The following is a 21324-nucleotide window of genomic DNA, read 5'->3' as shown; positions in this document are numbered from 1 at the left end:
GTCAGGCGGGTTCAGGCATTGACATCCAGCTGGGAGATCAGCCCGGCCTTGCCGTCACCGTCCAGATACACGCCGGCCTTGCGCAGCTGGGCCAGAGTCTGACCTTGCTCGTCGGCGTGGCGGAAATTGGCATCGGTGTTTTGCAGCAGCAGGGCGCTGATATTGAGGTCTTGCAGTGGGGTAAGGGTGTCTTGCCCGTCGCTGCGGCCTTGCCACATCTTGAGTCGGGCAAACAGCTCGTCGCGCTTGTCGATCAGGCCATTGCTGTCGCTATCGAGTTGGGCCAGCTCGGCAAAACCGTTGCCGGTTTGCGGGCCGAACAGTTCGCTGCGATCGTCAACTTTGCCGTTCTGATCCTTGTCCAGCACCAGCCAGCCACCACGCTGGCCCATGGCCATCGGCAGCCAGTCTTCCTTGCCATCGCCGTCCAGATCAAATCTCACCTTGGCACCGGCCAGATCGCCCGCGCTCTGGTCGAGTGTCAACATCAGCGGGTCTTTGGTGGCTGCGCCAAAATTGAATACCTCGCTCTGGCGGATTTCAAACTGGCGGCTCAGTGACACGTCCAGGCTGAAGCTCAGGTCCTTGCCGTCGGCGGTCTTGATCTGGCCATTGACGCTGAACTGCCAGCTTTCCTGCTCCTGATAGACAAACTCGCGCTCGATCCGCATGGCCAGGTCGCTGGCGCTGTCAGCATTGTTACTGCTGTCTGTATTGCTGCTGCCTTGGCTGGTCTGCTGCAATGACACGCTTTGGCTGCTGCTTTGATTGAGCGACCAGGAAATCGAGCCTTCCTGCATCTTGATACCGAAAGTGCTTTCGAGAATCTGCTTCATCAGGCTGAGGCTGGGCTTGAGTTGCTGCTCTTCGTCTATGGCTTTCTGGGCGGCGGGGCTGATGTTTACATCGTCAAGGCCGGCATTGCTGGCCGCCAGCTTGGCCGGTGGCGGGTTGGCCGCAGCGTGCTGGGCAGGCGCGGCAGCAGGGGCAGGGCGGTTGGCGTGCCAGATGCTGATTTTTTCGTTGATGTGGCTTGCCTGTTGCAGCGCATGCTGCTGCTCCATTTTCATGGCGTATTGTTCGATTTTCATGATGCTGCTCCAGCGATGACGGGCTTATACGCTTTATCGACATGACAGATGCGCGCTGGAGTTCCGGCTGAAAAAATGTTGGCAATCAAGGTGGTGACTGTTGCGTCACGGCTACGCATGGGGTGCTGGTGCTTGCTGGTGGATATCAGGTTGCTGTGAGTGCCAAATGTCTTGATATTCTGGTTTTGAAAAATTAAATGCCTCTTTGTGGCGGTGGAGTATTTGCAGAGTGCTTGTTATGCCGGCTTGTGATAATTTTATGTTTTCCCCTTGCACATCCACCACAAGAGAGAAGCTGCATCATGTTCCAGCATGTAGAAGCCTACGCCGGCGACCCGATTCTGACCCTGGTCGAGACTTACAACAAAGACACCCGCAACCCTAAAGTCAATCTGGGCATCGGCCTGTATTACGACGAAGAAGGCCGTATCCCGCTGCTGCCTTCGGTGCAGAAGGCCGAAGCGCGTCGCGTAGCCGAAGCCGGTCCGCGCAGCTACCAGCCAATGGAAGGTGCGGCCAACTACCGTACTGCCGTGCAGCAGCTGCTGTGGGGTGCCGAGCACGAGGCGGTGAAGGCTGGCCGGATTGCTACCATCCAGACTATCGGCGGCTCCGGCGCGCTGAAAATCGGTGGCGATCTGCTCAAGCGCTACTTCCCGCAGTCCGAAGTGTGGGTCAGTGCGCCGACCTGGGATAACCATCGCGCGATGTTCGAAGGTGCCGGTTTTGCCGTGCATGATTACCCGTACTACGATGCGGCCACCGGTGGCGTGAAGTTTGACGAGATGATCGCCTGCTTCAACCAGCTGCCAGCCAAGACCATCGTGCTGCTGCATCCGTGCTGTCATAACCCGACCGGTGTCGATCTGGATCAGGCGCAGTGGGAGCAGGTGGTCGAGGTGGTGAAGGCGCGTGATTTGTTGCCATTTATGGATATCGCCTATCAGGGCTTCGGCGACAGTCTGGAAGAGGATGCTTTCGCCATCCGCGCGATGACGGCTGCCGGTGTGAGCTTCGTGGTCAGCAACTCCTTCTCCAAGAATCTGTCGTTCTACGGCGAGCGCTGTGGCGGCTTGTCGGTAGTATGCGCCAATGCCGAAGAGGCCGGCCGCGTACTGGGCCAGATGAAGGCGACTGTGCGTCGCAATTACTCCAGCCCGCCGACTCATGGCGGCCAGGTGACCGCCATCGTGATGAACGATGCCGCTCTGCGCGCCGAGTGGGAAGGCGAAGTGACCGAGATGCGCGTACGCATCAAGGCCATGCGTCAGAAGCTGTATGAAGTGTTGGCCGCAAAAGTGCCGGGCCGTGATTTCAGCTACTTCATCAAGCAGCGCGGCATGTTCAGCTATACCGGCCTGACGCCGGAGCAGGTTGATCGTCTGCGTGAAGAGTTTGCCGTGTACCTGGTGCGCTCCGGCCGTATGTGCGTGGCTGGCCTCAATACCCGCAATGTCGAGTATGTTGCCGATGCGATGGCCGAAGTGCTGAAAGGCTAAGCTTGCTGCTCGAAAAAAAAGCCCCGCTGTGCGGGGCTTTTTTTATCGACTGCGCTCGCGGGATTGTTGCTGCCAAAGCTGGATGTATTTTGGCAGCAGCGTTGCCATGACATTCTGCTCGGTCAGTTTTTTCATCGCGAGGGTGATCTGCTGGCTCAGCTGATCCTGATTGCAGCCGGAGTTCAGGCTCATGGTCAGGTACAGCTTTTCGCTGCTGACCGGTGCGGCAATGGTCTTGATATTGTTGATGCCCATACTGGCCGCGTAGGCATAGCCGGGCGCATCTTCATAGATCAGATAATCGGCGCGGCCAAGCTGCAGCATCTTCATGGCGTTTCTGACGCTGCCGACTTGCTGGATCATGAGATTGTGCGCGGCAAACTGATCAAAAGCCTGGCCAAAGCTGTTGTTGACCACGGTAATGCCTTCAAGGCCGATCAAGTCGTGCCAGCCGCGATAGTCGATCTTACTGTTCTGGCCAACCCAGACCAGCGATTGCGTATCGTGGATCGGCGGATTGATATAGCGCAGATACTGCAGGCGCGGCTGGGTCAGGAAAGCACCGGCAATCAGGTCGATGCGGCCAACCCTTGCGGTCTCCTGCACCCGTCCCCATGGCCCGACGTAGCGGGTCTCGATCGGGATGCCGATTTCCTTGGACAGCAATTGCATCAGCTCGGCATTTGCGCCGATCAGCACACTATCGTTGCCCGGGCTTTGCCACAGGAAGGGCGGGTACTCGGGGTTGCCCGAGGCAATCAGCTTGCTGCATTTGGCAGTCGCTGCGGCGACAGTGCTACTGCCCAGAATCAATAGTGCGGTTGCCAGAAGGGCGGCAACAGTCTTGCCAGATTTCATAAGCCACTCTGCGGTGAATAGGGGCGGACACGTCAGGATTCAGGTCTTGTTGGCATGGACGGGCTGGCGCAGGCAGGCTGCGGCTTTGTCGAGGCCTTCAGTACTCAGGCTGAACATCCGGTTTTGCATGATTTTTTGAATCATGTCGACCGATTGATAATAGCGCCATTCTGTTTCTGGCAGCGGGTTGATCCAGGCAGCCCTGGGGAATTGTGCCAGTATCCGCTGCAGCCAGACTTGACCTGACTCTTCATTCATGTGCTCTACGCTGCCACCGGGGTAGGCAATTTCGTAAGGGCTCATGCAGGCGTCGCCGATGATCAGCAGTTTGTAATCGCTGCCATAGGTATTCAGCATGCTGCTGGTCGGGGTGGTTCTGTCGTGCCTGCGCTGGTTTTCCTGCCATAGCGACTCATAGGGGCAGTTGTGGAAGTAATAGAATTCCAGATGCTTGAATTCCAGCCGGATGGCGCCGAACAGGGCTTCGCAGGCGTGGATATGGTCATCCATCGAGCCGCCGATATCGAACAGCACGACCAGTTTGGTGCTGTTATGCCTTTCCCGTTCCATCGCCAGTTTCAGCATGCCGCCATTGCTGGCGGTGTCGCGTATGGTCTGCGGCAGGTTGAGAACTTCGCTGGCGCCTTCGCGAGCAAACTCGCGCATGCGGCGCAGCGCCATTTGCAGATTGCGCTTGTTCAGGCGCGCCTCGCCATCCAGATCGCGAAATTCGCGCTTGTCCCAGACCTTGACCGCACGCCGATGGCGCGAGCCATCCTGGCCGATGCGGATGCCGGCCGGATTGTAGCCGTAGGCGCCAAACGGGCTGGTGCCGCCGGTGCCTATCCACTTGTTGCCGCCCTGGTGACGTTCGTGCTGTTCGGCCAGGCGCTGGCGCAAGTTGTTCATCAGCTCTTGCCACGGCAATGCATTCAGCTGCTGCTTCTCTTCTTCACTCAGATACTTCTCGATCTGCTTGCGCAGCCATTCTTCCGGAATGGCGGTTTGCAGGTCTTCGAGCTCCAGCGCAAGGCCTTGCGTGCAATGGGCGAAGACGCGATCGAAGCGGTCAAAGTGCTGTTCGTGCTTGATCAGCACCGTGCGTGACAGGTGATAAAAATCGTCCAGCGAGCCGGTGCCAAGATCATGGGACAAGGCCTCGAGCAGAGTCAGGTGTTCGCGTATCGAAACCGGAATGCCGGCTTGGCGCAGTGCATGCAAAAAAGGCAGAAACATGAGGCGGAAAATGTAGGCAACGAGGCGCAGCTTATCATGTTGGCCGCAAGGTTGCAGGCGGCTGGCAGCCCGTCCGTTGCACTGTTCATTTGATATCTGCGTGCTATACTGGCCGCCTGTTTGGTTGTCCTGCCAGTAATGCTGGCCGTATTGCCAGTTTTATTCAGTCAGGTTTACTCCGGAATCGGTGCGGAAGACCTTGAGCCGCGTGGCTCAGGCCGGTGCTTCTGCCTGCAATCTCAGGTTAATCTCCCACCCCTTTCATCTAAGGATTGGACATGCAAGTACAATTGGAAACACTGAGCGGCCTCGAGCGTCGCATGAATATTGCATTGCCTAAGGCAGCTATCGACACCCAGATCGCCGAGCGCCTGAAGCGCGTTGCTCGCTCCGCCAAGATCCAGGGTTTCCGTCCAGGCAAAGCTCCGGCCAAGATCGTTGAGCAGCAGTATGGTTTCCAGATTCGTGAAGAAGTACTGGGCGAACAGGTTCAGCAGAGCTTCTACAAGGCCGTTGTCGAACAGAAGCTGCGCGTAGCCGGCTACCCGCGCTTTGAAGCCGCCGAAGGCGAAGCTTCCGAAGAAGAGTTCAAGTTTGCTGCCGTATTCGAAGTTTACCCGCAGATCGTGGTAGGCGAGCTGGCTGGCAAGGAAATCGAAAAAGCTTCTACCGAAGTGACTGATGCCGAGATCGACAAGACCATCGACATCCTGCGCAAGCAGCGTACCCGTTTCAACCGCGTTGAGCGCGCTGCTGCCGAAGGCGACCGCGTCATCATCGACTTCAAGGGTACCATCGACGGCGTGGCCTTCGAAGGCGGTTCCTCCGATAACTTCCCGTTTGTTGTGGGTCAGGGCCAGATGCTGGCTGACTTCGAAAACGGCGTTAAAGGTCTGAAAGAAGGCGAAACCGCTACCGTGACCGTAGCCTTCCCTGAGGACTACCACGGCAAGGACGTAGCCGGCAAAACTGCTGCCTTCGAAATCACCGTGAAGAACGTGGCTGAAGCCGTTCTGCCGGAAATCAACGAAGAGCTGGCCAAACAACTGGGTATCGCTGATGGCGATATCGAGAAAATGCGTGCTGAAATCCGCAAGAACGTCGAGCGTGAAGTGAAGCGTCGCCTGACCGCCCGCAACAAGGAAGCTGTAATGCAGGCGCTGCTGGATGCTACTCCGATCGATCTGCCTAAGGCACTGGTCGAGCTGGAAGTTGGCCGCCTGATGGACCAGGCTCGTCAGGATCTGGCGCAGCGTGGCATGAAGGTCAGCGATCTGCCGCTGCCGGCCGACCTGTTCACCCAGCAAGCCGAGCGCCGTGTGGCTCTGGGCCTGATCCTGGCTGAAGTGGTATCCGCCAACCAGCTGGAAGCCAAGCCCGAGCAAGTGAAGGCACTGGTTGAAGAGTTTGCCGACAGCTACGAGCAGCCGTCCGACGTGGTGCAGTGGTACTACGACAGCCCAGAGCGTCTGGAAGGCCCGACTTCCATGGTTCTGGAAGACAACGTGGTTGAATTTGTGCTGTCTCGTGCCAATGTTGTCGAGAAGGAACTGTCGTTTGATGCCCTGATGGCAAACAACGGCTGATATTGAACGATTACCGGAGAGGTCGATGAATTCGATGATTGCACCGCAAAATTTGGGGCTGGTGCCCATGGTGGTGGAGCAGAGTGGTCGTGGCGAGCGCGCCTATGACATCTTTTCCCGCCTGCTGAAGGAACGCATCATTTTCCTGGTAGGGCCAGTCACCGATGAGTCGGCCAATCTGGTGGTTGCTCAGATGCTGTTTCTGGAGTCGGAAAACCCGGACAAGGATATCCATCTGTATATCAATTCTCCGGGCGGCTCCATTACCGCCGGCATGTCGATTTACGACACGATGAACTTCATCAAGCCGGACATCTCCACGCTGTGCATTGGCCAGGCGGCCAGCATGGGTGCCTTCCTGCTGTCGGCAGGTACCAAGGGCAAGCGTTTCAGCCTGCCGCACAGCCGTGTGATGATTCACCAGCCGCTGCTGTACGGTGGCGGTCTGAGCGGTCAGGTGACCGATATCGAGATCCACGCTCGCGAGCTGGTCAAGACCAAGCTGCTGATGAACGAGCTCTTGGCCAAACATACCGGCCAGCCGCTGGAGCAGATCCAGGCGGACACCGAGCGTGACAATTTCATGTCTGCCGAACAGGCAATGGCCTATGGTCTGGTAGACAAGGTGCTGACTTCGCGCGGCGAAGCAGCCTAAGCGGGATAGGAATAATGGCTGAAAAGAACAGCGACAAATTGCTGTACTGCTCATTCTGCGGCAAGAGCCAGCATGAAGTGCAGCGCCTGATTGCCGGTCCGCAGGTTTACATCTGCAATGAATGTGTTGATCTGTGCACCGACATCATTCGTGAAGAGCTGCAGGCCAAGATCGGCGAGAACGCTGATGGCACCGGTAATGGCCAGCGCCTGCCGACGCCGCAGGAAATCCGCGCAACGCTGGATCTGCACATCATCGGTCAGGAAGCTGCCAAGAAGACCCTGTCGGTGGCGGTGTACAACCATTACAAGCGTTTGTACAACCCGCCGGCAGAAGGCGATGTCGAGCTGACCAAGAGCAATATCCTGCTGATCGGCCCGACCGGCTCCGGCAAGACCTTGCTGGCGCAAACTCTGGCCAAGCTGCTGGATGTGCCGTTCGTGATTGCCGATGCCACTACACTGACCGAAGCCGGTTATGTGGGCGAGGATGTCGAGCACATCATCCAGAAACTGCTGCAGAAGTGTGATTACGATCCGCTGAAGGCGCAGCGTGGCATCGTCTACCTCGACGAGATCGACAAGATTGCCCGCAAGTCGGAAAACCCGTCCATCACCCGCGATGTATCGGGCGAGGGCGTGCAGCAGGCCTTGCTGAAGCTGATCGAAGGCACGGTTGCCTCGGTACCGCCGCAAGGTGGCCGCAAGCATCCGAACCAGGAATTCATCCAGGTTGACACCACCAACATCCTGTTCATTTGCGGTGGCGCATTTGACGGCCTGGACAAGGTGATTCGTCGTCGTTCCGAAAAGGGTGGCATCGGCTTTGGCGCCGAAGTAAGCTCGCGTGAAGACGGCAAGTCGCTGACCGAGCTGTTCCAGGATGTCGAGCCGGATGACCTGATCAAGTTCGGCCTGATTCCGGAACTGATCGGCCGTCTGCCGGTAGTGGCGACGCTGGAAGAGCTGGACGAAGAAGCGCTGGTCAACATCCTGACCCAGCCGAAGAATGCGCTGATCAAGCAGTACCAGCGCCTGTTCTCGATGGAAGAGGTTGAGCTGGAAGTGCGCCCGTCGGCGCTGCGCCTGATTGCCAAACAGGCAATGATCCGCAAGACCGGTGCGCGTGGCCTGCGTTCGATTCTCGAGCGGGCCTTGCTCGATACCATGTACGAACTGCCGTCGATGGACAATGTGGTCCGCGTGGTGGTCGACGAGAAGGTTATCGAGAAGGGCGACAAGCCGCTGTTCATCTATCAGGATGGCAAGGCAGAAGCCGAGTCGGCCTGATCGACAAGAGTGGTTTGCAAATAAAAAAGGGTGCCTAGGCACCCTTTTTTATTTGCCGGCAGATCTGGCTGTTGGCGTGGCAGCTTGCTGGCGCAGGTAGTCGAGCAAGCCTGCTGCGGCCAACCTTTGCCGTGCGGGCAAATGATTCAGCAAAAAGGCATGCTGCATCGGCAGCGTGCCAATGCCGCGCAAACGGCAATAGTTTTCGAGTTCCAGCGGATACAACAGGGTGGCGTCACTTTCCAGCGCATCCAGATACATGCGTGCCAACAGGCGGCGCTCGGCGGCATAAGCCGGCGACAGGGTGGGGTCGCAAGCCAGCGCCAGCAGACTGACAAGGTTGGCCGCACGCCGGGTAATCATCATTGCCACCAGTTTGCGGCCAAGACGCAAGGCATATACCTGGCAGTCCGCGTCCTGCATGCAGTAATCAAGGAAACCCGGTAAATACTGGCGCATGGACTTGATCTGGCTCTGGCTGCTCAGCCAGTGCAGCCGTGCAAGATCGTCTTCGTCCAGCAGTGTTTTGCCAAGCAGCTGGCAGTCATCATTGCTCAGTGTCAGGTCGTGCCGCAGATAAAGATTGTTACTCGTATGCAGCTCGGTGGCATTGGCTGCGTGCATGGCACCGGCGGCTGCCAGCTGCCAGCCCTGATTGGCCAGTTGAGTGCACAAGGCCGGTTGCAGCTGCGGATGCAGATGGCGCAGCACCAGCGGCAGACCATCCTGCGTCTCGATATGAGCAGCAGTCAGCAGCGGCAGATGACGGACAAGCGCATCTGAATGCAAATCAGGCCCGGCCAGCGGGCTATCCAGCAGGATGCTGCGATCCAGGCGGCTGGCAGTACAAATGGCGGCCAGCGCTTCGCGATCGCTGCCGGAGGGTGCCAGCATTAACAGCTCGGCACGCAGGCTGAAGCGCGGGCTGTCCAGCTCACTGAAAGTATCCTGTCGCGCGGATAGCAAACGTTGGCCGCCAATATCGCAGGCAAGCCGGGTCAGCAGGCCGTTCTTGTAGAGCTTGCTGCTGTCGCCAATCGCTTCGACACGGGCTTGTGTCCCGTGCAGGGGGTGACGGGGCGGAGGTGGGGTGTGAGCACTCATCCCGCCATGATTGCGCTAACCGATGGCGAACGTATGACGGTTTGGTTGCGTGCACATGACAGTGCAGAGTGAGCGGGTGCGGAATTGTTAGCGGGTTTGTCCTGGCTCAATTAAGTCCCTTGTAAATCATTACGTCAATTGATACGCTAACAATAATTACTTTCGTTTAGCGGTGTAAAAATGCCAGAAAAATCCAACAAATTGGCAGATCCTGCAATCAAACCTTTGCATCAACTGGCCAAGGGCGCAGTGGTACAGGTGCATGAACTGCTGGAAGCAAGCGTTTTTGGCGAGATGGATCAGCATGTCAGCCTGCGTCTCAAAGAGCTTGGCTTTCTGCCAGGTGCCGTGCTCAAGGTGATCGGCTTTGGTTTGTTTGGCACCGACCCGGTTGCGGTCAGCATCAATGGCACCAAATTTGGCCTGCGCCGTGATGAAGCCGCCAAGATCATGACCCGTCCGGTGAGCGCCGCATGAGCGCGGGGCTGCGCTTTGCGCTGATCGGCAACCCCAATTGCGGCAAGACCGCACTGTTCAACAGTCTGACCGGCTCTCGCGCCAAAGTAGCGAACTACGCCGGCGTAACGGTCGAGCGCCGCAGCGGCCCGTTAGCGCTGACAGGTGGCGCGGCCGAGCTGATCGACCTGCCGGGCACTTATAGCCTCTATGTGGCCTCGCCTGACGAACAGGTCGCACGGCGCGTGATTCTGGGCGAAATGGCCGGCGAGGTGCGCCCCGATGTGCTGGTGGCGGTAGTGGACGCCAGCAATCTGCGCCTTGGCCTGCGTCTGGTGCTCGAACTGCAGCAGCTGGGCCAGCCGATGTTGCTGGTACTCAATCTGGCCGATGTGGCGCGTAGTCGTGGCGTGGTGATCGACACTGCCATGCTGTCGCAGCAGCTGGGCATGCCGGTGGTCGAGACTATCGCCGTGCGCAAGAACGGTTGTCAGGACTTGCTGGCCGCCATGCAGGAGGTGCAGGACAGAGGTGTTGATCGCAACACGGCAACCCTGGTTCTGCCCGAGCGTCAGGACAGTATCGAGGCGGCGTATGGTCGGGTCGAGCAGCTGATAGACCTGTGCGTCAGTGGCTCTTCGCAAACGCCAAAGTGGCAGGACAAGCTAGACAGCATCGTCATGCATCCGGTGTTGGGTCTGCTGATACTGGCGTTGACCCTGCTGATGATGTTTCAGGCGGTGTTTGCCTGGGCGGCACCGGTGATGGATGGCATTGATGCCGGCATCGGCTGGCTGGGCGAGAGTGTGGGCGGCTTGTTGCCGGCCGGCATCCTGCATGACTTTGTGGTGGATGGGCTGATTGCTGGCGTGGGCGGCGTGCTGGTTTTCCTGCCGCAGATCATCATCCTGTTTGCCTTCATTCTGGCGCTCGAAGACTCCGGCTATCTGCCGCGCGCGGCTTTCCTGCTAGATCGGGTGATGCGTGGCGTCGGCCTGTCCGGCCGCTCGTTCATCCCGATGCTGTCGAGCTTTGCCTGCGCGGTGCCCGGTATCATGGCCACCCGCAGCATTGCCGACCCGAAAGAGCGGCTGGTTACCATTCTGACAGCCCCGCTGATGACCTGCTCGGCGCGGCTGCCGGTGTACGCGCTGGTGATCAGCGCCTTCATCCCGCAGCAAACCGTGTGGGGAATGTTCAATCTGCAAGGTCTGGTGCTGTTTGCACTGTATGTGGCCGGTATTGCCAGTGCCGCGCTGGTGGCGTGGGTGGTGCGCAAGAAGCAATCAGCCGAAGCGGCATTTCCCTTGTTGCTTGAGTTGCCGAATTATCGCTGGCCCAATCTGTATCACTTCCTGCTGGGCTTGCGCGAGCGGGCGTGGATCTTCCTGCGCCGCGTCGGTACCGTGATTCTGGCCTTGTCCATCGTGCTGTGGTTTCTGGCGACCTTTCCGCATGCGCCGGCCAATGCCACGCTGCCGGCCATCGAGTACAGCTTCGCCGGCATGCTGGGCAAGTTCATGCAGCCCTTGTTCGAGCCGTTGGGTTTCAACTGGCAGATGTGTATCGCGCTGATTCCGGCGATGGCCGCGCGCGAAGTGGCCGTCAGTGCGCTGGCGACGGTGTACGCGGTTGGCGGCGAGGCGGCGCTGGGTACGGCACTGGCGCATGACTGGGGTCTGCCGGTGGCGCTCGCCTATCTCGCGTGGTTTGTCTACGCACCACAATGCCTGTCGACCATTGCCGTGGTGCGCCGCGAGACCAACTCGCGCCGTGCAACCGTGATGTTCACGACGCATCTGTTCGTGCTCGCTTATCTGGGGGCCTTGCTGGTGCACCAGTTGTCAGCGGGCTGGCTCAAATAAGCCTTGCTCAGGAAAGGAATCGAGATGAGTGAAACATTGCAAATGGCCATCGTCGGCCTGATCGGCGCGGTGGCGGTGCTGTATCTGCTGAGGCGCTATCTGCCCAAACGGCGCGAAGCCGCGTCGGCTTGCGGCAGTTGCAGCAAGTGCAAGGGCGGCAGCTGTCATTAGCCATCCGCTGTTTAACGCCGCAAGGGCCTGTCTTTGACAGGCCCTTGCGCTTTTGTGGCTGGACAAGTTGGCCGCAATCTCTTAAAACCACCGCTTTGCATCTTGTCAGACAGTCATGAAAAAGAAGTCATCGCCGACGCCATGCCCTTGCGGCCAACCTTTGGCTTATGAAGCTTGCTGTGGTCGCTATCACGCCGGTGCTGCCGTGCCGACGGCCGAGGCGCTGATGCGCTCGCGTTACACCGCCTATGTGCAGGGTAATGAAGCGTATCTGCTGGCCAGCTGGGCCAGTGCCACGCGCCCGCCAGTGCTGAATCTGGCCGAAGATCCGGTCAAGTGGCTGGGTCTGGACATCGTTGGCCGCGAAGCGGGTGCTGAGGCGGACAGCGAAGGCGTGGTCGAGTTTGTCGCACGTTACAAGGCTAGCGGCCGCGCGCTGAAGCTGGCCGAGCGCAGCCGTTTCATTCGCGAAGATGGTCAGTGGCGCTATCTGGATGGCGAGATCGGCTAAAGCATGAACAAGCAGGTGATGGTGCTCGGCGCGGGCGTGGTGGGCGTGACCAGCGCCTGGTATCTGGCGCAGCGCGGCTTTCGCGTGACGGTGCTTGAGCGTCAGTCGCAGGCGGCGATGGAAACCAGCTTTGCCAATGGCGGGCAGATTTCGGTGTCGCATGCCGAGCCGTGGGCCAATCCGCGTGCGCCGTGGCAGGCGCTGCGCTGGCTGGGCAAGGAGGACGCGCCGCTGCTGTTTCGGCTGCGTGCTGACGCCGCGCAATGGCGCTGGACCTGGCAATTCCTGCGCGAATGCCGCGCCAGCCGCTATCGTGCCAATATCCCGCATATCGTACGGCTGGCGCTGCATAGCCGCGAATGCCTGAAGCAGCTGCGCCAGCAACTGGCGCAGCACGGCGGCCTGCATTATCACCAGCTCGAGCGCGGCATCCTGCACATTTACACCAATACCGCGGCCTATCACAAAGGTCTGGCAGCCGCACAATTGCTGGTGGCGCAGGGCTGCGAGCGGCGACCGCTGAATGCCGCCGAATGCGTGGCCACCGAGCCGGCGCTGGCGGCGATAGCGGACCGGCTGGTGGGCGGCGACTTCACCTGTGCCGACGAGTCGGGTGATGCGCATGTGTTCAGCCGGGAGTTGGCCGCACGCTGTCGCGAGGCCGGCGTCGAGTTCCGCTTTGATTGCGAATTTGCACGGCTGGAACATCAGCGTGGCCGCATCGTAGCCGTACACACGGTGGCGGGCGAGCGGCTGGTGGCCGACGAATTCGTACTGGCGGCCGGCAGCTACAGTCCGGACTTGCTGCAAGACCTTGGCGTGCGCCTGCCGCTGTATCCGGTGAAGGGCTATTCGGCAACCTTCAGCCTTGGCGCGGACAGTATCGCGCCGCAGGTCAGTCTGATTGATGACGAATACAAACTGGTGTTCTCGCGCCTGGGCGATCGCCTGCGGGTGGCCGGCACCGCCGAGATCAACGGCTTTGACCGCAGCCTGAATCCGGTGCGTTGCCGCTTGCTGGAGGCACGCAGCCGCGAGCTGTTTCCGCAGCTAAATGATCGTGCACCGGTCGAATTCTGGGCCGGCCTGCGCCCGGTGACACCCTCGGCGATTCCGTATATCGGCCGCCATGCTGCGGCCAACCTGTGGCTGAATACCGGCCACGGCACACTGGGCTGGACCATGGCTTGCGGCAGTGCCGATATTCTGGCCGCACGACTGTGTGGCGAAGACGCGCTGCCGGGCTTTCTCTACGCCGAGCAGCGTTAGTCTTGCTGACAATTTGCGTGGCGGAGTTTACAGTCAGCCGATGAACGACTGTTTGAATCCTGCCATGAATCCCGTTGCCGAAGATCAGCCCCGCCTGCTTGCCGACCTCGAAACCTTGCGCCAATTGGCGCAGCCTGCAGACCTTGCTACGCGCCGGCGCTGGCTCGCCGGCCTTGCCAGCATGCTTCAGCAACATCAGCAAGAATGGGTAGCCGCGGTGGCCGCCGACTTTGGCCAGCGCAGCAGTGTCGAAACCCGGCTGGCCGAGCTGTTTCCGGCGCTCGAAGGCGTAAAACTGGCGCGACGTAAACTGGCGCGCTGGATGCGGCCGCAGCGGCGTGGCGTGTCACACTGGTTCTGGCCGGCGCGTGCCGAGGTGCGGCCGCAGGCGCTGGGCGTGGTCGGCATCATGGTGCCGTGGAATTACCCGATTTTCCTCGCCATCGGCCCGCTGACTTCGGCGCTGGCGGCCGGCAATCGCGTGATGATCAAGATGTCCGAGCTGTCGCCACACAGCGGGGCCTTGCTGCAGCGCCTGTGCCGGCAATATCTGGGCGAGGATGTGGTGCGCGTCTACAACGGCGATGTGACGCTGGCGCAGGCTTTTGCCGGCTTGCCTTTCGACCATCTGCTGTTTACCGGCTCGACCAGCGTTGGCCGCAAGATCATGCAGGTGGCTGCGGCCAACCTGGTGCCGGTGACGCTGGAGCTGGGCGGCAAATCGCCCTTGCTGGTCAGCAAGGGTTTTGATCCGGCACGCGCGGCGGCGGCGATTGTCGCCGGCAAGTTGCTTAATGCCGGTCAGACCTGCGTGGCACCCGATTATCTGCTAGTGCACGAGGATGATCGTGCCGCGCTGCTGGCGGAGATCGGACGGCAAGCCTTGCAGGCTTATCCGACTGTTGCGGCCAACCCTGACTACAGCGCCATCATCAGTGACGGCCATTATCTGCGCCTGTGTCAGTGGCGCGATGAAGCCAGGGCCGCGGGCGCGCGCATTACCGAGCTGACCCGTGATGATGCAGCGGCGCTGGCGGCCAGCCGCAAGCTGCCGCTGACGCTGGTTGAGGATGCGCCTGACAATTGCCGTTTGCTGCAGGACGAGATTTTCGGGCCGCTGTTGCCGATAATCAGCTATCGTGATCTGGCGGGCGCGCTGGCTTATATCAATGCCCGGCCGCGGCCGCTGGCGCTGTATCTGTTCAGTGGCAGCCGCCGCGAGATCGAGCAGGTCTTGCAGCACACCCACGCCGGCGGGGTAACGGTCAACGATACCTTGCTGCATGTGGCGCAAGATCAGCTGCCGTTTGGCGGCATCGGCGCCTCGGGCATGGGGCATTACCACGGCTACGAGGGCTTTGTGACTTTCAGCAAGCTCAAGCCGGTGTTTTACCAGTCAAGGTTGGCCGCAACGGCTTTGACCCGTGCGCCGTATGGAAAGGTGGTGAACTGTCTGCTGCGGCTGATGTTGGGGCGCTGATTGCGTGTGGTGATGTGGCAAAAAATGCCGCCCGAAAGGGCGGCATTTTTCGTCCGGCACTCAGCGTTTGCCGGGTGCTGACTTACTGCGGTTGCGCATCAGGCGTTACCAGCTCGAGCTGGGCTTGCTTGATACGACTGTCGGCGGCCAGCCGGGTCTGCAGTTGCTGCAGATCGGCACCGGCCGGTGCGGCCAACAGCAGGATACCGCCCGAGCGGTGCTTGATGGTGAAGCCGTAGGTCTTGAACACGGCTGCCTCGTCGGCAGGTTTGGCCAGACGCAGCAAGACATTGCCATTGACAGTGGATGCCACCAGTTCGCCTTGTGCCAGCAGCACATCGCCACGCGCGAGGCCGGCGTTGAGGCTGCGTGCACTGCGGGTGTTGACGCCGTTTTGCTGGGTCGGCTTGGCCGTCTGCTTGTAGAAGGTCTTGCCGTTAACCACGACCGGCGTGCCGCTCGGAGTCAGGTTAGGGTTGGCGATGGCCGGTGCCGCCAGGGCGAACAGGGCGATCAGGGTCAGGGTTTTCATTGTGCGCTCCGATGGCCGATAAAGCGGATCGACCAGTTGACCAGGCTGCCGCTGGCGTTGTTCAGGGTGACGGTCTGGGCGGCATTGCTGCCAGCCTGGGTGGTGTACTGGTAGGTGCCGCCATTGGTGTCAATCACGCGCAGCGTCCACACGCCACGCGCCGGCTCGCCGTAAAACTGGTTGGACAGCAGGCGATGCTTGTTGAAACCGCGGGTCTCGCCAACCATGTGGTTGCGCGGTGTCATCAGTACCGAGCGGGTGCCGGACGGCGAGATCAGCTCGACGGCCAGATCGTTGACGCGGCGATGCGTCGCATCCACCAATACCTGTACCGCCTCGACAGTCAGGTCTTCGTTGTAGGTATAAGTGCTGGACAGACCGTTGACATTGGCGTCCGGAATCGCGCGGTTAACCGTGGTGCGGGTCCAGGCTGTCTGTACCTGTGCCGGCAGCGGCGTGTAGTTCTGCGCCAGATTCACCGCACGGTCAACATCAACCAGACCAAAGCCGTAGAACTGGTGGAAGGGCAGGCCGGCAGCATTGTTCTGCCAGGCCGGAATGGCTTGGTAAGTCTGGCTGACGCCGGTCAGCGAGGCGAAGCTGAGATTGATGGCTGCGCGGTTGGCATCTACCTGGCGTGCGGTGCGGATCAGGATATTGCGCACATCACGCGAAGTCAGGTTGGGGTTGGCCGACATCACCACCGCTGCTGCACCGGAGGTGGCCGGAGCGGCAGACGAAGTGCCGTTCATTACGCCGTTGTAGTCGCAGTTCAGGTCGAGTGCGCCGCCACCATGCAGGGTGTTGGCCGAGACGGCGGTGTTGACGTTATAGCCACGGGCGCAACCGCGCAGGTCGGTAGTCACCATCGCCGGCGAGGTGGTGCCGTATTCGCCGCCCGGGGCGGTCAGCAAGACATTGCTGCCGACCGAGCTATAGGACGAACGCACACCGCTGGCATTCAGCGCCGATACAACCAGGTTCCAGTAATTGCTGTTGCCCGGGTCGATGTTGGCATTCTGGAATGGCAGACCGTTATTGCCGGAGACACCGGACAGGCGATTGCCGCCAGAGCTGATGCGGGTGTAGCCGTTGCCGGCGGATTTCACATACAGGCCACCGCGACCGGCGTGACTGAGACGGGTGACATCTTCATACAGCTGCTCGCGCAGGGCGAGGGTCAGGTCGCTGCTGACATCGCCGCTGCGGGAAACCGTAGGGCTGCCGCCGTAGCTCTGGTTGAAGACGCGGCTGGCGTTTACGCCATTGGGCAATGGGTCACCACTCTTGCGGCCGTGGGCATGGAGGAAGGATTCGTTGTCCTGTGCGTCCAGATAGTTGTAGCCCTTGAGGCGGGCAGAAGGTGCCACGCCACGGCCGCCGAGATTGTTGTAGGCCACTGCGGCGGCAATGCCACCGACACTTGTGCCGTGTGACGCGGAGGCAGCGGTGGGCGTCGGGTCGGCGGTATTGGTCAGGAAGTTCCACGAGCCGGCCACGATATTGCCTGCCAGGTCGGGATGGGCGATTTCCAGGCCGTCATCAATGATGGAAATGGTCACGCCGCTGCCCAGGATGTTGCGGGTGTGGCTGGCTGCCAGATTCAGGTCAATGCCGGCGACACCGGCACTGCCGGAAAACGCGGTCTGGCCGGTATTTTTCAAGAACCATTGCTGGTTGGCCAGCGGATCGCCAGCCGGGAGTGGTGTATTGGCCAGTGCGCTCTGGGCCGTCAGTGCAGCCAGCGCCAGGGCGACGGCCATGCCAGTTGAATGTGGTTTCATTCTTTCCTCTATTTTGAGTGTTGTATGCACATTGACAATGTGCGCAATCAGATTAGAGTTTTATGGCGAATGTAGGCAATCAAATTCCAAGATTAACCTATAGAAATAACATTTAAATTTAAATTTATATGTTTTAAATTATTGATCGAAAAGAAAAATTAATGACGTAAACATTAATGAGAATTGATGCAAATATACACATCATAAAATTGTGAAGCGGGCGCAAGGGTACTGCGGCCTGAGACGGGCAGGCAGATTCAGGGGGTAGGCTCGGCAGAGGTGCTCATCCGAGCCCCGGCAAAGGGCTAATGTTGCCACTTGCTGCACTGCGATGTGATGGCTATGAAACTTTATGCTTCAATTTTTGAAAATTAAAGATTGTTTAACTTATTTACCGACAAAATTTGCCGAAAAACGCAACAATATCTTGTCATGTCCGGCATATACTTTTGCTCGCAACAGGGCTGCATGACGCGCCCACAGACACATGACTGCCAGGCATGACCTGGCGGCAAAAACTGCTAATGAGCCATCACACATCACGACAGGAGAGAAGCATGGCCGATCTGTTTGACAATCCAATGGGCCTGATGGGTTTCGAATTTGTTGAGTTTGCCTCGCCGGCGGCCAACGTGCTCGAGCCATTGTTTGAAAAAATGGGCTTCACCCTGGTGGCGCGTCACCGCTCCAAAGACGTGGTGTTGTACCGTCAAGGCGGCATCAACTTCATCGTGAACCGCGAGCCGAAGAGCCACGCCGCCTACTTTGCGGCCGAGCACGGCGCGAGCGCTTGTGGCATGGCTTTCCGCGTGCGTGATGCGCACAAGGCTTATGCCCGTGCGCTGGAACTCGGTGCCCAGCCTATCGAGATCCCGACCGGCCCGATGGAGCTGCGTCTGCCAGCCATCAAGGGTATCGGCGGTGCGCCTATCTACCTGATCGACCGTTTCGAAGATGGCAAGTCCATCTACGACATCGACTTCGAGTTCATCGAAGGCGTCGAGCGTCATCCGGTGGGCTACGGCATGAAGGTGATCGACCACCTGACCCACAACGTTTACCGTGGCCGCATGGCGTTCTGGGGTCACTACTACGAGCATCTGTTCAACTTCCGCGAAATTCGCTACTTCGATATCAAGGGCGAATACACCGGCCTGACTTCGCGTGCGATGACCGCGCCGGACGGCAAGATCCGCATCCCGCTGAACGAGGAGTCGTCCAAGGGCAATGGCCAGATCGAAGAATTCCTGATGCAGTTCAACGGCGAAGGTATCCAGCACATTGCACTGCTCAGCGACAATCTGATGGACACCATCGATCAGTTGCAGATGGCTGGCGTACCACTGATGACCGCGCCGAACGACTTTTACTATCAGGGTCTGGAAACCCGTCTGCCGGGTCACGGCCAGCCGGTAGATCAGCTGCAGGCACGCGGCATCCTGCTGGATGGCACTACCGAAGGCGGCAAGCCGCGCCTGTTGCTGCAGATCTTCTCGCAGCCGGCACTGGGCCCGGTGTTCTTCGAATTCATCCAGCGTCAGGGCGATGACGGTTTTGGCGAAGGCAACTTCAAGGCCTTGTTCGAATCGCTGGAACGCGACCAGATCATCCGTGGCACGCTGAAGGTCGAAGAGACTGCCTGATCAGGGCTGTAATGAAAAAAGCCGGTGCAGCGCACCGGCTTTTTTTGCGTCTTGCTGCCAAGGTTGGCCGCAAGGCAGGCAGCGCACTACTGTGCGGCCAACCTGTCTTGTGTACGCAGCGTAAAGTCGCTGGCATCGTGGCGCTCGTGCAGCTGCTCGTGTACGTCTCCCCAGGTGCGGTTGACCATACGGCCGCGTTGCACCGCCGGGCGCGCGGCAATCTGCTGTGCCCAGCGCAAGACGTGCGGGTACTCGTGCACGCTGAGAAACTCGGCGGCATTGTAGAGATTGCCCAGCACCAGCGCGCCATACCACGGCCAGATGGCGATGTCGGCAATGCTGTATTCGCTGCCGGCAAGATAGTCGTTGTCGGCAAGACGACGGTTCAGCACATCCAGCTGGCGCTTGGCCTCCATGCTGAAACGGTTGATCGCGTACTCGAATTTCTCCGGTGCATAGACATAGAAGTGGCCAAAACCGCCGCCCAGATAAGGGGCGCTGCCCATCTGCCAGAACAGCCATGACAGCGACTCGGTGCGCGCCGCCGGATCTTGCGGCAGCAGGGCACCAAACTTCTCGGCCAGATACAGCAGGATGGCGCCGGACTCGAATACGCGCTGTTCCTTGCCGCCACTGCAATCGAGCAAGGCAGGGATCTTGGAGTTGGGATTCACCTCGACAAAGTCGCTGCCAAACTGGTCGCCCTCGTGGATGCGGATCAGCCAGGCATCGTACTCGGCTGCGCTGATGCCCAGCGCCAGCAGCTCTTCGAGCATGATGGTGACTTTCTGGCCATTGGGCGTGGCCAGCGAATACAGTTGCAGCGGATGCTTGCCGCGCGGCAGCACCTTGTCGTGGGTGGAACCGGCAATCGGACGGTTGATGCTGGCAAACTGGCCGCCATTGGCCTGTTCCCATTGCCACACGGCTGGCGGGGTGTACGGGGTCGCTTGATCACTCATGGGTTTCTCCGGGTTGGCCGCAAGGGGCCGGGTCATGGCTGGCAGGTGGTGGCATTTGCCGGGCATAAAAGCACAAGGCGGCAGAACATTCTGTTCTGCCGCCTTGTCATCTTAAGCTACTCACCCGACTCAGCCCTTGTGCAGGCGATGCTGGCATTGTTCTTTTTCCAGCACGGTCAGGTGATGCATGATTTCGTCGGACGCACTTTCCATTGCCTGCAGCGCCTGGCTTGCCTGATCCAGCCGGCCGGCGTAGAAGGCTTCCAGTGCCTTGCGGCCGTGTTCGTGCAGGCGCTCGTGCGGCGCTTCGATGCTGGCGAAAGCGCTGCTGCCACGGCACTCTTCATGACCACGGCCTTCGTAATACCATTTGCCCAGACGGCAGTTACGGTTGCCGACCAGACTGTCCGGCAACAGCTGGTGATAGCCGATAAAGGCCTTGTAGATGTCCAGCTTGAACACGATGTGGTCGAGCTTTACCACTTCCATGAAGCTGGTATTGGTGCCGGTGGCGATGGTATTGGCCATATCCTCGCTGTCGGCCACCAGCTTCTTGATCGATACCGCGATTTCTTCACCGGTGTGGCGATAGTGCTCGGCCTTGGCGGCGGCGTCTTCGACTTGGGATTTGGTCGAGGTCGAGGCGGTTTCCACCTCGGTGACCAGGCTGGCAATCTCGTTGGTCGCCACGGCGGTGCGTTCGGCCAGCTTGCGCACTTCGTCGGCCACCACGGCAAAGCCGCGACCCTGTTCACCGGCGCGCGCGGCTTCAATTGCCGCGTTCAGCGCCAGCAGATTGGTCTGGTCGGCCACGTCCTTGATCAGCTGCACAAACTGGCGGATCTGCGCGGTCTTGCTGTTAAGCACATCCATCTGTGTGGCAGTCTGCTGCTGAGCGTCGGCAATATTGCGGAAGCTGTCGGACAGGGTGTCTACCGCGGTGCGGGTGTGGTGCAGGCTGGAAACGGCCTCGGTAGCGGTGACAAAACGGTTTTCCAGCATATTGGCCAGCTCGGCGAACGAGGCGCGAATCGAGGCAGTGCTGTCGCAGAAGTGGCCGAACGGCTGGCGATAAGCCTGCTGCTTGTCCTGTTCCTTGCTGATTTCCTGCACTTGCAGTTCGCGTGCGCTCAGTTGCTCGCGCAGTTTGCCGATTTCGTCCTGCAGTCTGGCGTTGTCATTGGCAGCCTGCGATAGCTGCTGTTCCAGTGCGGCGATTTTTTTGCCTTGTCCGAACATATCTCCACCACATTATTGTTTGCGTCAAACGCTGATCTTACCTCAGGACATCGGGGTTCAAGTATTTTAAATGCAGTTTCAAGCAATCCTGCGC

General features: G+C 59.5%; 19 protein-coding genes. 11 read left to right on the top strand and 8 right to left on the bottom strand.

Annotated elements, in window-relative coordinates:
* Positions 1 to 11 precede the first annotated feature (11 nt).
* On the bottom strand, positions 12 to 1091 hold the full coding sequence (locus ACZ9W6_RS00300) for a hypothetical protein (RefSeq protein ID WP_465189047.1): 1080 nt from the start codon (positions 1089 to 1091) through the stop codon (positions 12 to 14).
* Between the two features lie 302 nt (positions 1092 to 1393).
* Here ACZ9W6_RS00300 and ACZ9W6_RS00295 point away from each other — a divergent pair, with 302 nt between their 5' ends.
* The gene (locus ACZ9W6_RS00295; protein ID WP_465189046.1) at positions 1394 to 2590 is read left to right on the top strand and encodes an amino acid aminotransferase; all 1197 of its coding nucleotides are present in this window, start codon (positions 1394 to 1396) and stop codon (positions 2588 to 2590) included.
* Between the two features lie 42 nt (positions 2591 to 2632).
* Here ACZ9W6_RS00295 and ACZ9W6_RS00290 read toward each other — a convergent pair whose 3' ends face one another.
* Positions 2633 to 3448 carry a substrate-binding periplasmic protein gene (locus ACZ9W6_RS00290; RefSeq protein ID WP_465189045.1) on the bottom strand — a complete coding sequence of 272 codons (816 nt, stop codon included), beginning with the start codon at positions 3446 to 3448 and terminating at the stop codon, positions 2633 to 2635.
* A 39-nt stretch (positions 3449 to 3487) separates the two neighbouring features.
* A complete protein-coding gene (locus ACZ9W6_RS00285) occupies positions 3488 to 4684 on the bottom strand; it encodes a vWA domain-containing protein (protein ID WP_465189044.1) in 1197 nt (398 codons plus the stop codon).
* Positions 4685 to 4962: 278 nt separating this feature from the next.
* Between ACZ9W6_RS00285 and tig the strand changes: the two genes are divergently transcribed.
* From tig to clpX, 3 genes are read left to right on the top strand one after another with little or no spacing between them, the layout of a single operon-like run.
* Positions 4963 to 6270 (top strand): trigger factor, encoded by a 1308-nt coding sequence (gene tig, locus ACZ9W6_RS00280; RefSeq protein ID WP_465189043.1) that lies wholly within the window; start codon positions 4963 to 4965, stop codon positions 6268 to 6270.
* 25 nt (positions 6271 to 6295) lie between these two features.
* Positions 6296 to 6925: an ATP-dependent Clp endopeptidase proteolytic subunit ClpP gene (clpP, locus tag ACZ9W6_RS00275; RefSeq protein ID WP_465189042.1), complete on the top strand. Its 630-nt coding sequence runs from the start codon at positions 6296 to 6298 to the stop codon at positions 6923 to 6925.
* 14 nt (positions 6926 to 6939) lie between these two features.
* Positions 6940 to 8214: an ATP-dependent Clp protease ATP-binding subunit ClpX gene (gene clpX, locus ACZ9W6_RS00270; protein ID WP_465189041.1), complete on the top strand. Its 1275-nt coding sequence runs from the start codon at positions 6940 to 6942 to the stop codon at positions 8212 to 8214.
* A gap of 48 nt (positions 8215 to 8262) precedes the next feature.
* Here the strand turns inward: clpX and ACZ9W6_RS00265 are convergent, their stop codons facing one another.
* A complete protein-coding gene (locus tag ACZ9W6_RS00265; RefSeq protein WP_465189040.1) occupies positions 8263 to 9318 on the bottom strand; it encodes a hypothetical protein in 1056 nt (351 codons plus the stop codon).
* Between the two features lie 201 nt (positions 9319 to 9519).
* On the opposite strand from ACZ9W6_RS00265, the gene ACZ9W6_RS00260 reads away from it, so the two are divergent.
* From ACZ9W6_RS00260 to ACZ9W6_RS00235, 6 genes are all read left to right on the top strand, one after another.
* The gene (locus ACZ9W6_RS00260; RefSeq protein ID WP_465189039.1) at positions 9520 to 9795 is read left to right on the top strand and encodes a FeoA family protein; all 276 of its coding nucleotides are present in this window, start codon (positions 9520 to 9522) and stop codon (positions 9793 to 9795) included.
* Positions 9792 to 11639: a ferrous iron transporter B gene (feoB, locus tag ACZ9W6_RS00255; protein ID WP_465189038.1), complete on the top strand. Its 1848-nt coding sequence runs from the start codon at positions 9792 to 9794 to the stop codon at positions 11637 to 11639. The genes ACZ9W6_RS00260 and feoB overlap by 4 nt, the downstream gene beginning before the upstream one ends.
* Positions 11640 to 11663: 24 nt before the next feature.
* Positions 11664 to 11810 (top strand): FeoB-associated Cys-rich membrane protein, encoded by a 147-nt coding sequence (locus ACZ9W6_RS00250; protein ID WP_465189037.1) that lies wholly within the window; start codon positions 11664 to 11666, stop codon positions 11808 to 11810.
* A gap of 115 nt (positions 11811 to 11925) precedes the next feature.
* A complete protein-coding gene (locus ACZ9W6_RS00245) occupies positions 11926 to 12321 on the top strand; it encodes a YchJ family protein (protein WP_465189036.1) in 396 nt (131 codons plus the stop codon).
* A gap of 3 nt (positions 12322 to 12324) precedes the next feature.
* Positions 12325 to 13590 (top strand): D-amino acid dehydrogenase, encoded by a 1266-nt coding sequence (locus ACZ9W6_RS00240; protein ID WP_465189035.1) that lies wholly within the window; start codon positions 12325 to 12327, stop codon positions 13588 to 13590.
* Between the two features lie 64 nt (positions 13591 to 13654).
* Positions 13655 to 15070 (top strand): coniferyl aldehyde dehydrogenase, encoded by a 1416-nt coding sequence (locus tag ACZ9W6_RS00235; protein ID WP_465189034.1) that lies wholly within the window; start codon positions 13655 to 13657, stop codon positions 15068 to 15070.
* An 82-nt stretch (positions 15071 to 15152) separates the two neighbouring features.
* Here the strand turns inward: ACZ9W6_RS00235 and ACZ9W6_RS00230 are convergent, their stop codons facing one another.
* Positions 15153 to 15602: a hypothetical protein gene (locus ACZ9W6_RS00230; protein WP_465189033.1), complete on the bottom strand. Its 450-nt coding sequence runs from the start codon at positions 15600 to 15602 to the stop codon at positions 15153 to 15155.
* Positions 15599 to 17386 carry a S8 family peptidase gene (locus tag ACZ9W6_RS00225; protein WP_465189032.1) on the bottom strand — a complete coding sequence of 596 codons (1788 nt, stop codon included), beginning with the start codon at positions 17384 to 17386 and terminating at the stop codon, positions 15599 to 15601. The genes ACZ9W6_RS00230 and ACZ9W6_RS00225 overlap by 4 nt, the downstream gene beginning before the upstream one ends.
* A gap of 557 nt (positions 17387 to 17943) precedes the next feature.
* On the opposite strand from ACZ9W6_RS00225, the gene hppD reads away from it, so the two are divergent.
* Positions 17944 to 19029: a 4-hydroxyphenylpyruvate dioxygenase gene (gene hppD, locus ACZ9W6_RS00220; RefSeq protein ID WP_465189031.1), complete on the top strand. Its 1086-nt coding sequence runs from the start codon at positions 17944 to 17946 to the stop codon at positions 19027 to 19029.
* A gap of 86 nt (positions 19030 to 19115) precedes the next feature.
* Here the strand turns inward: hppD and yghU are convergent, their stop codons facing one another.
* Both yghU and ACZ9W6_RS00210 read right to left on the bottom strand, forming a co-directional pair.
* A complete protein-coding gene (gene yghU / locus ACZ9W6_RS00215; RefSeq protein WP_465189030.1) occupies positions 19116 to 19991 on the bottom strand; it encodes a glutathione-dependent disulfide-bond oxidoreductase in 876 nt (291 codons plus the stop codon).
* A gap of 129 nt (positions 19992 to 20120) precedes the next feature.
* Complete coding sequence (locus ACZ9W6_RS00210) at positions 20121 to 21230, bottom strand: methyl-accepting chemotaxis protein (RefSeq protein WP_465189029.1); 1110 nt, start codon at positions 21228 to 21230, stop codon at positions 20121 to 20123.
* Positions 21231 to 21324 lie beyond the last annotated feature (94 nt).

This window comes from Vogesella lacus (assembly GCF_979366295.1).
Note: the sequence above shows the minus strand (reverse complement) of the source record. Positions and strands in the feature narration are given on the sequence as shown.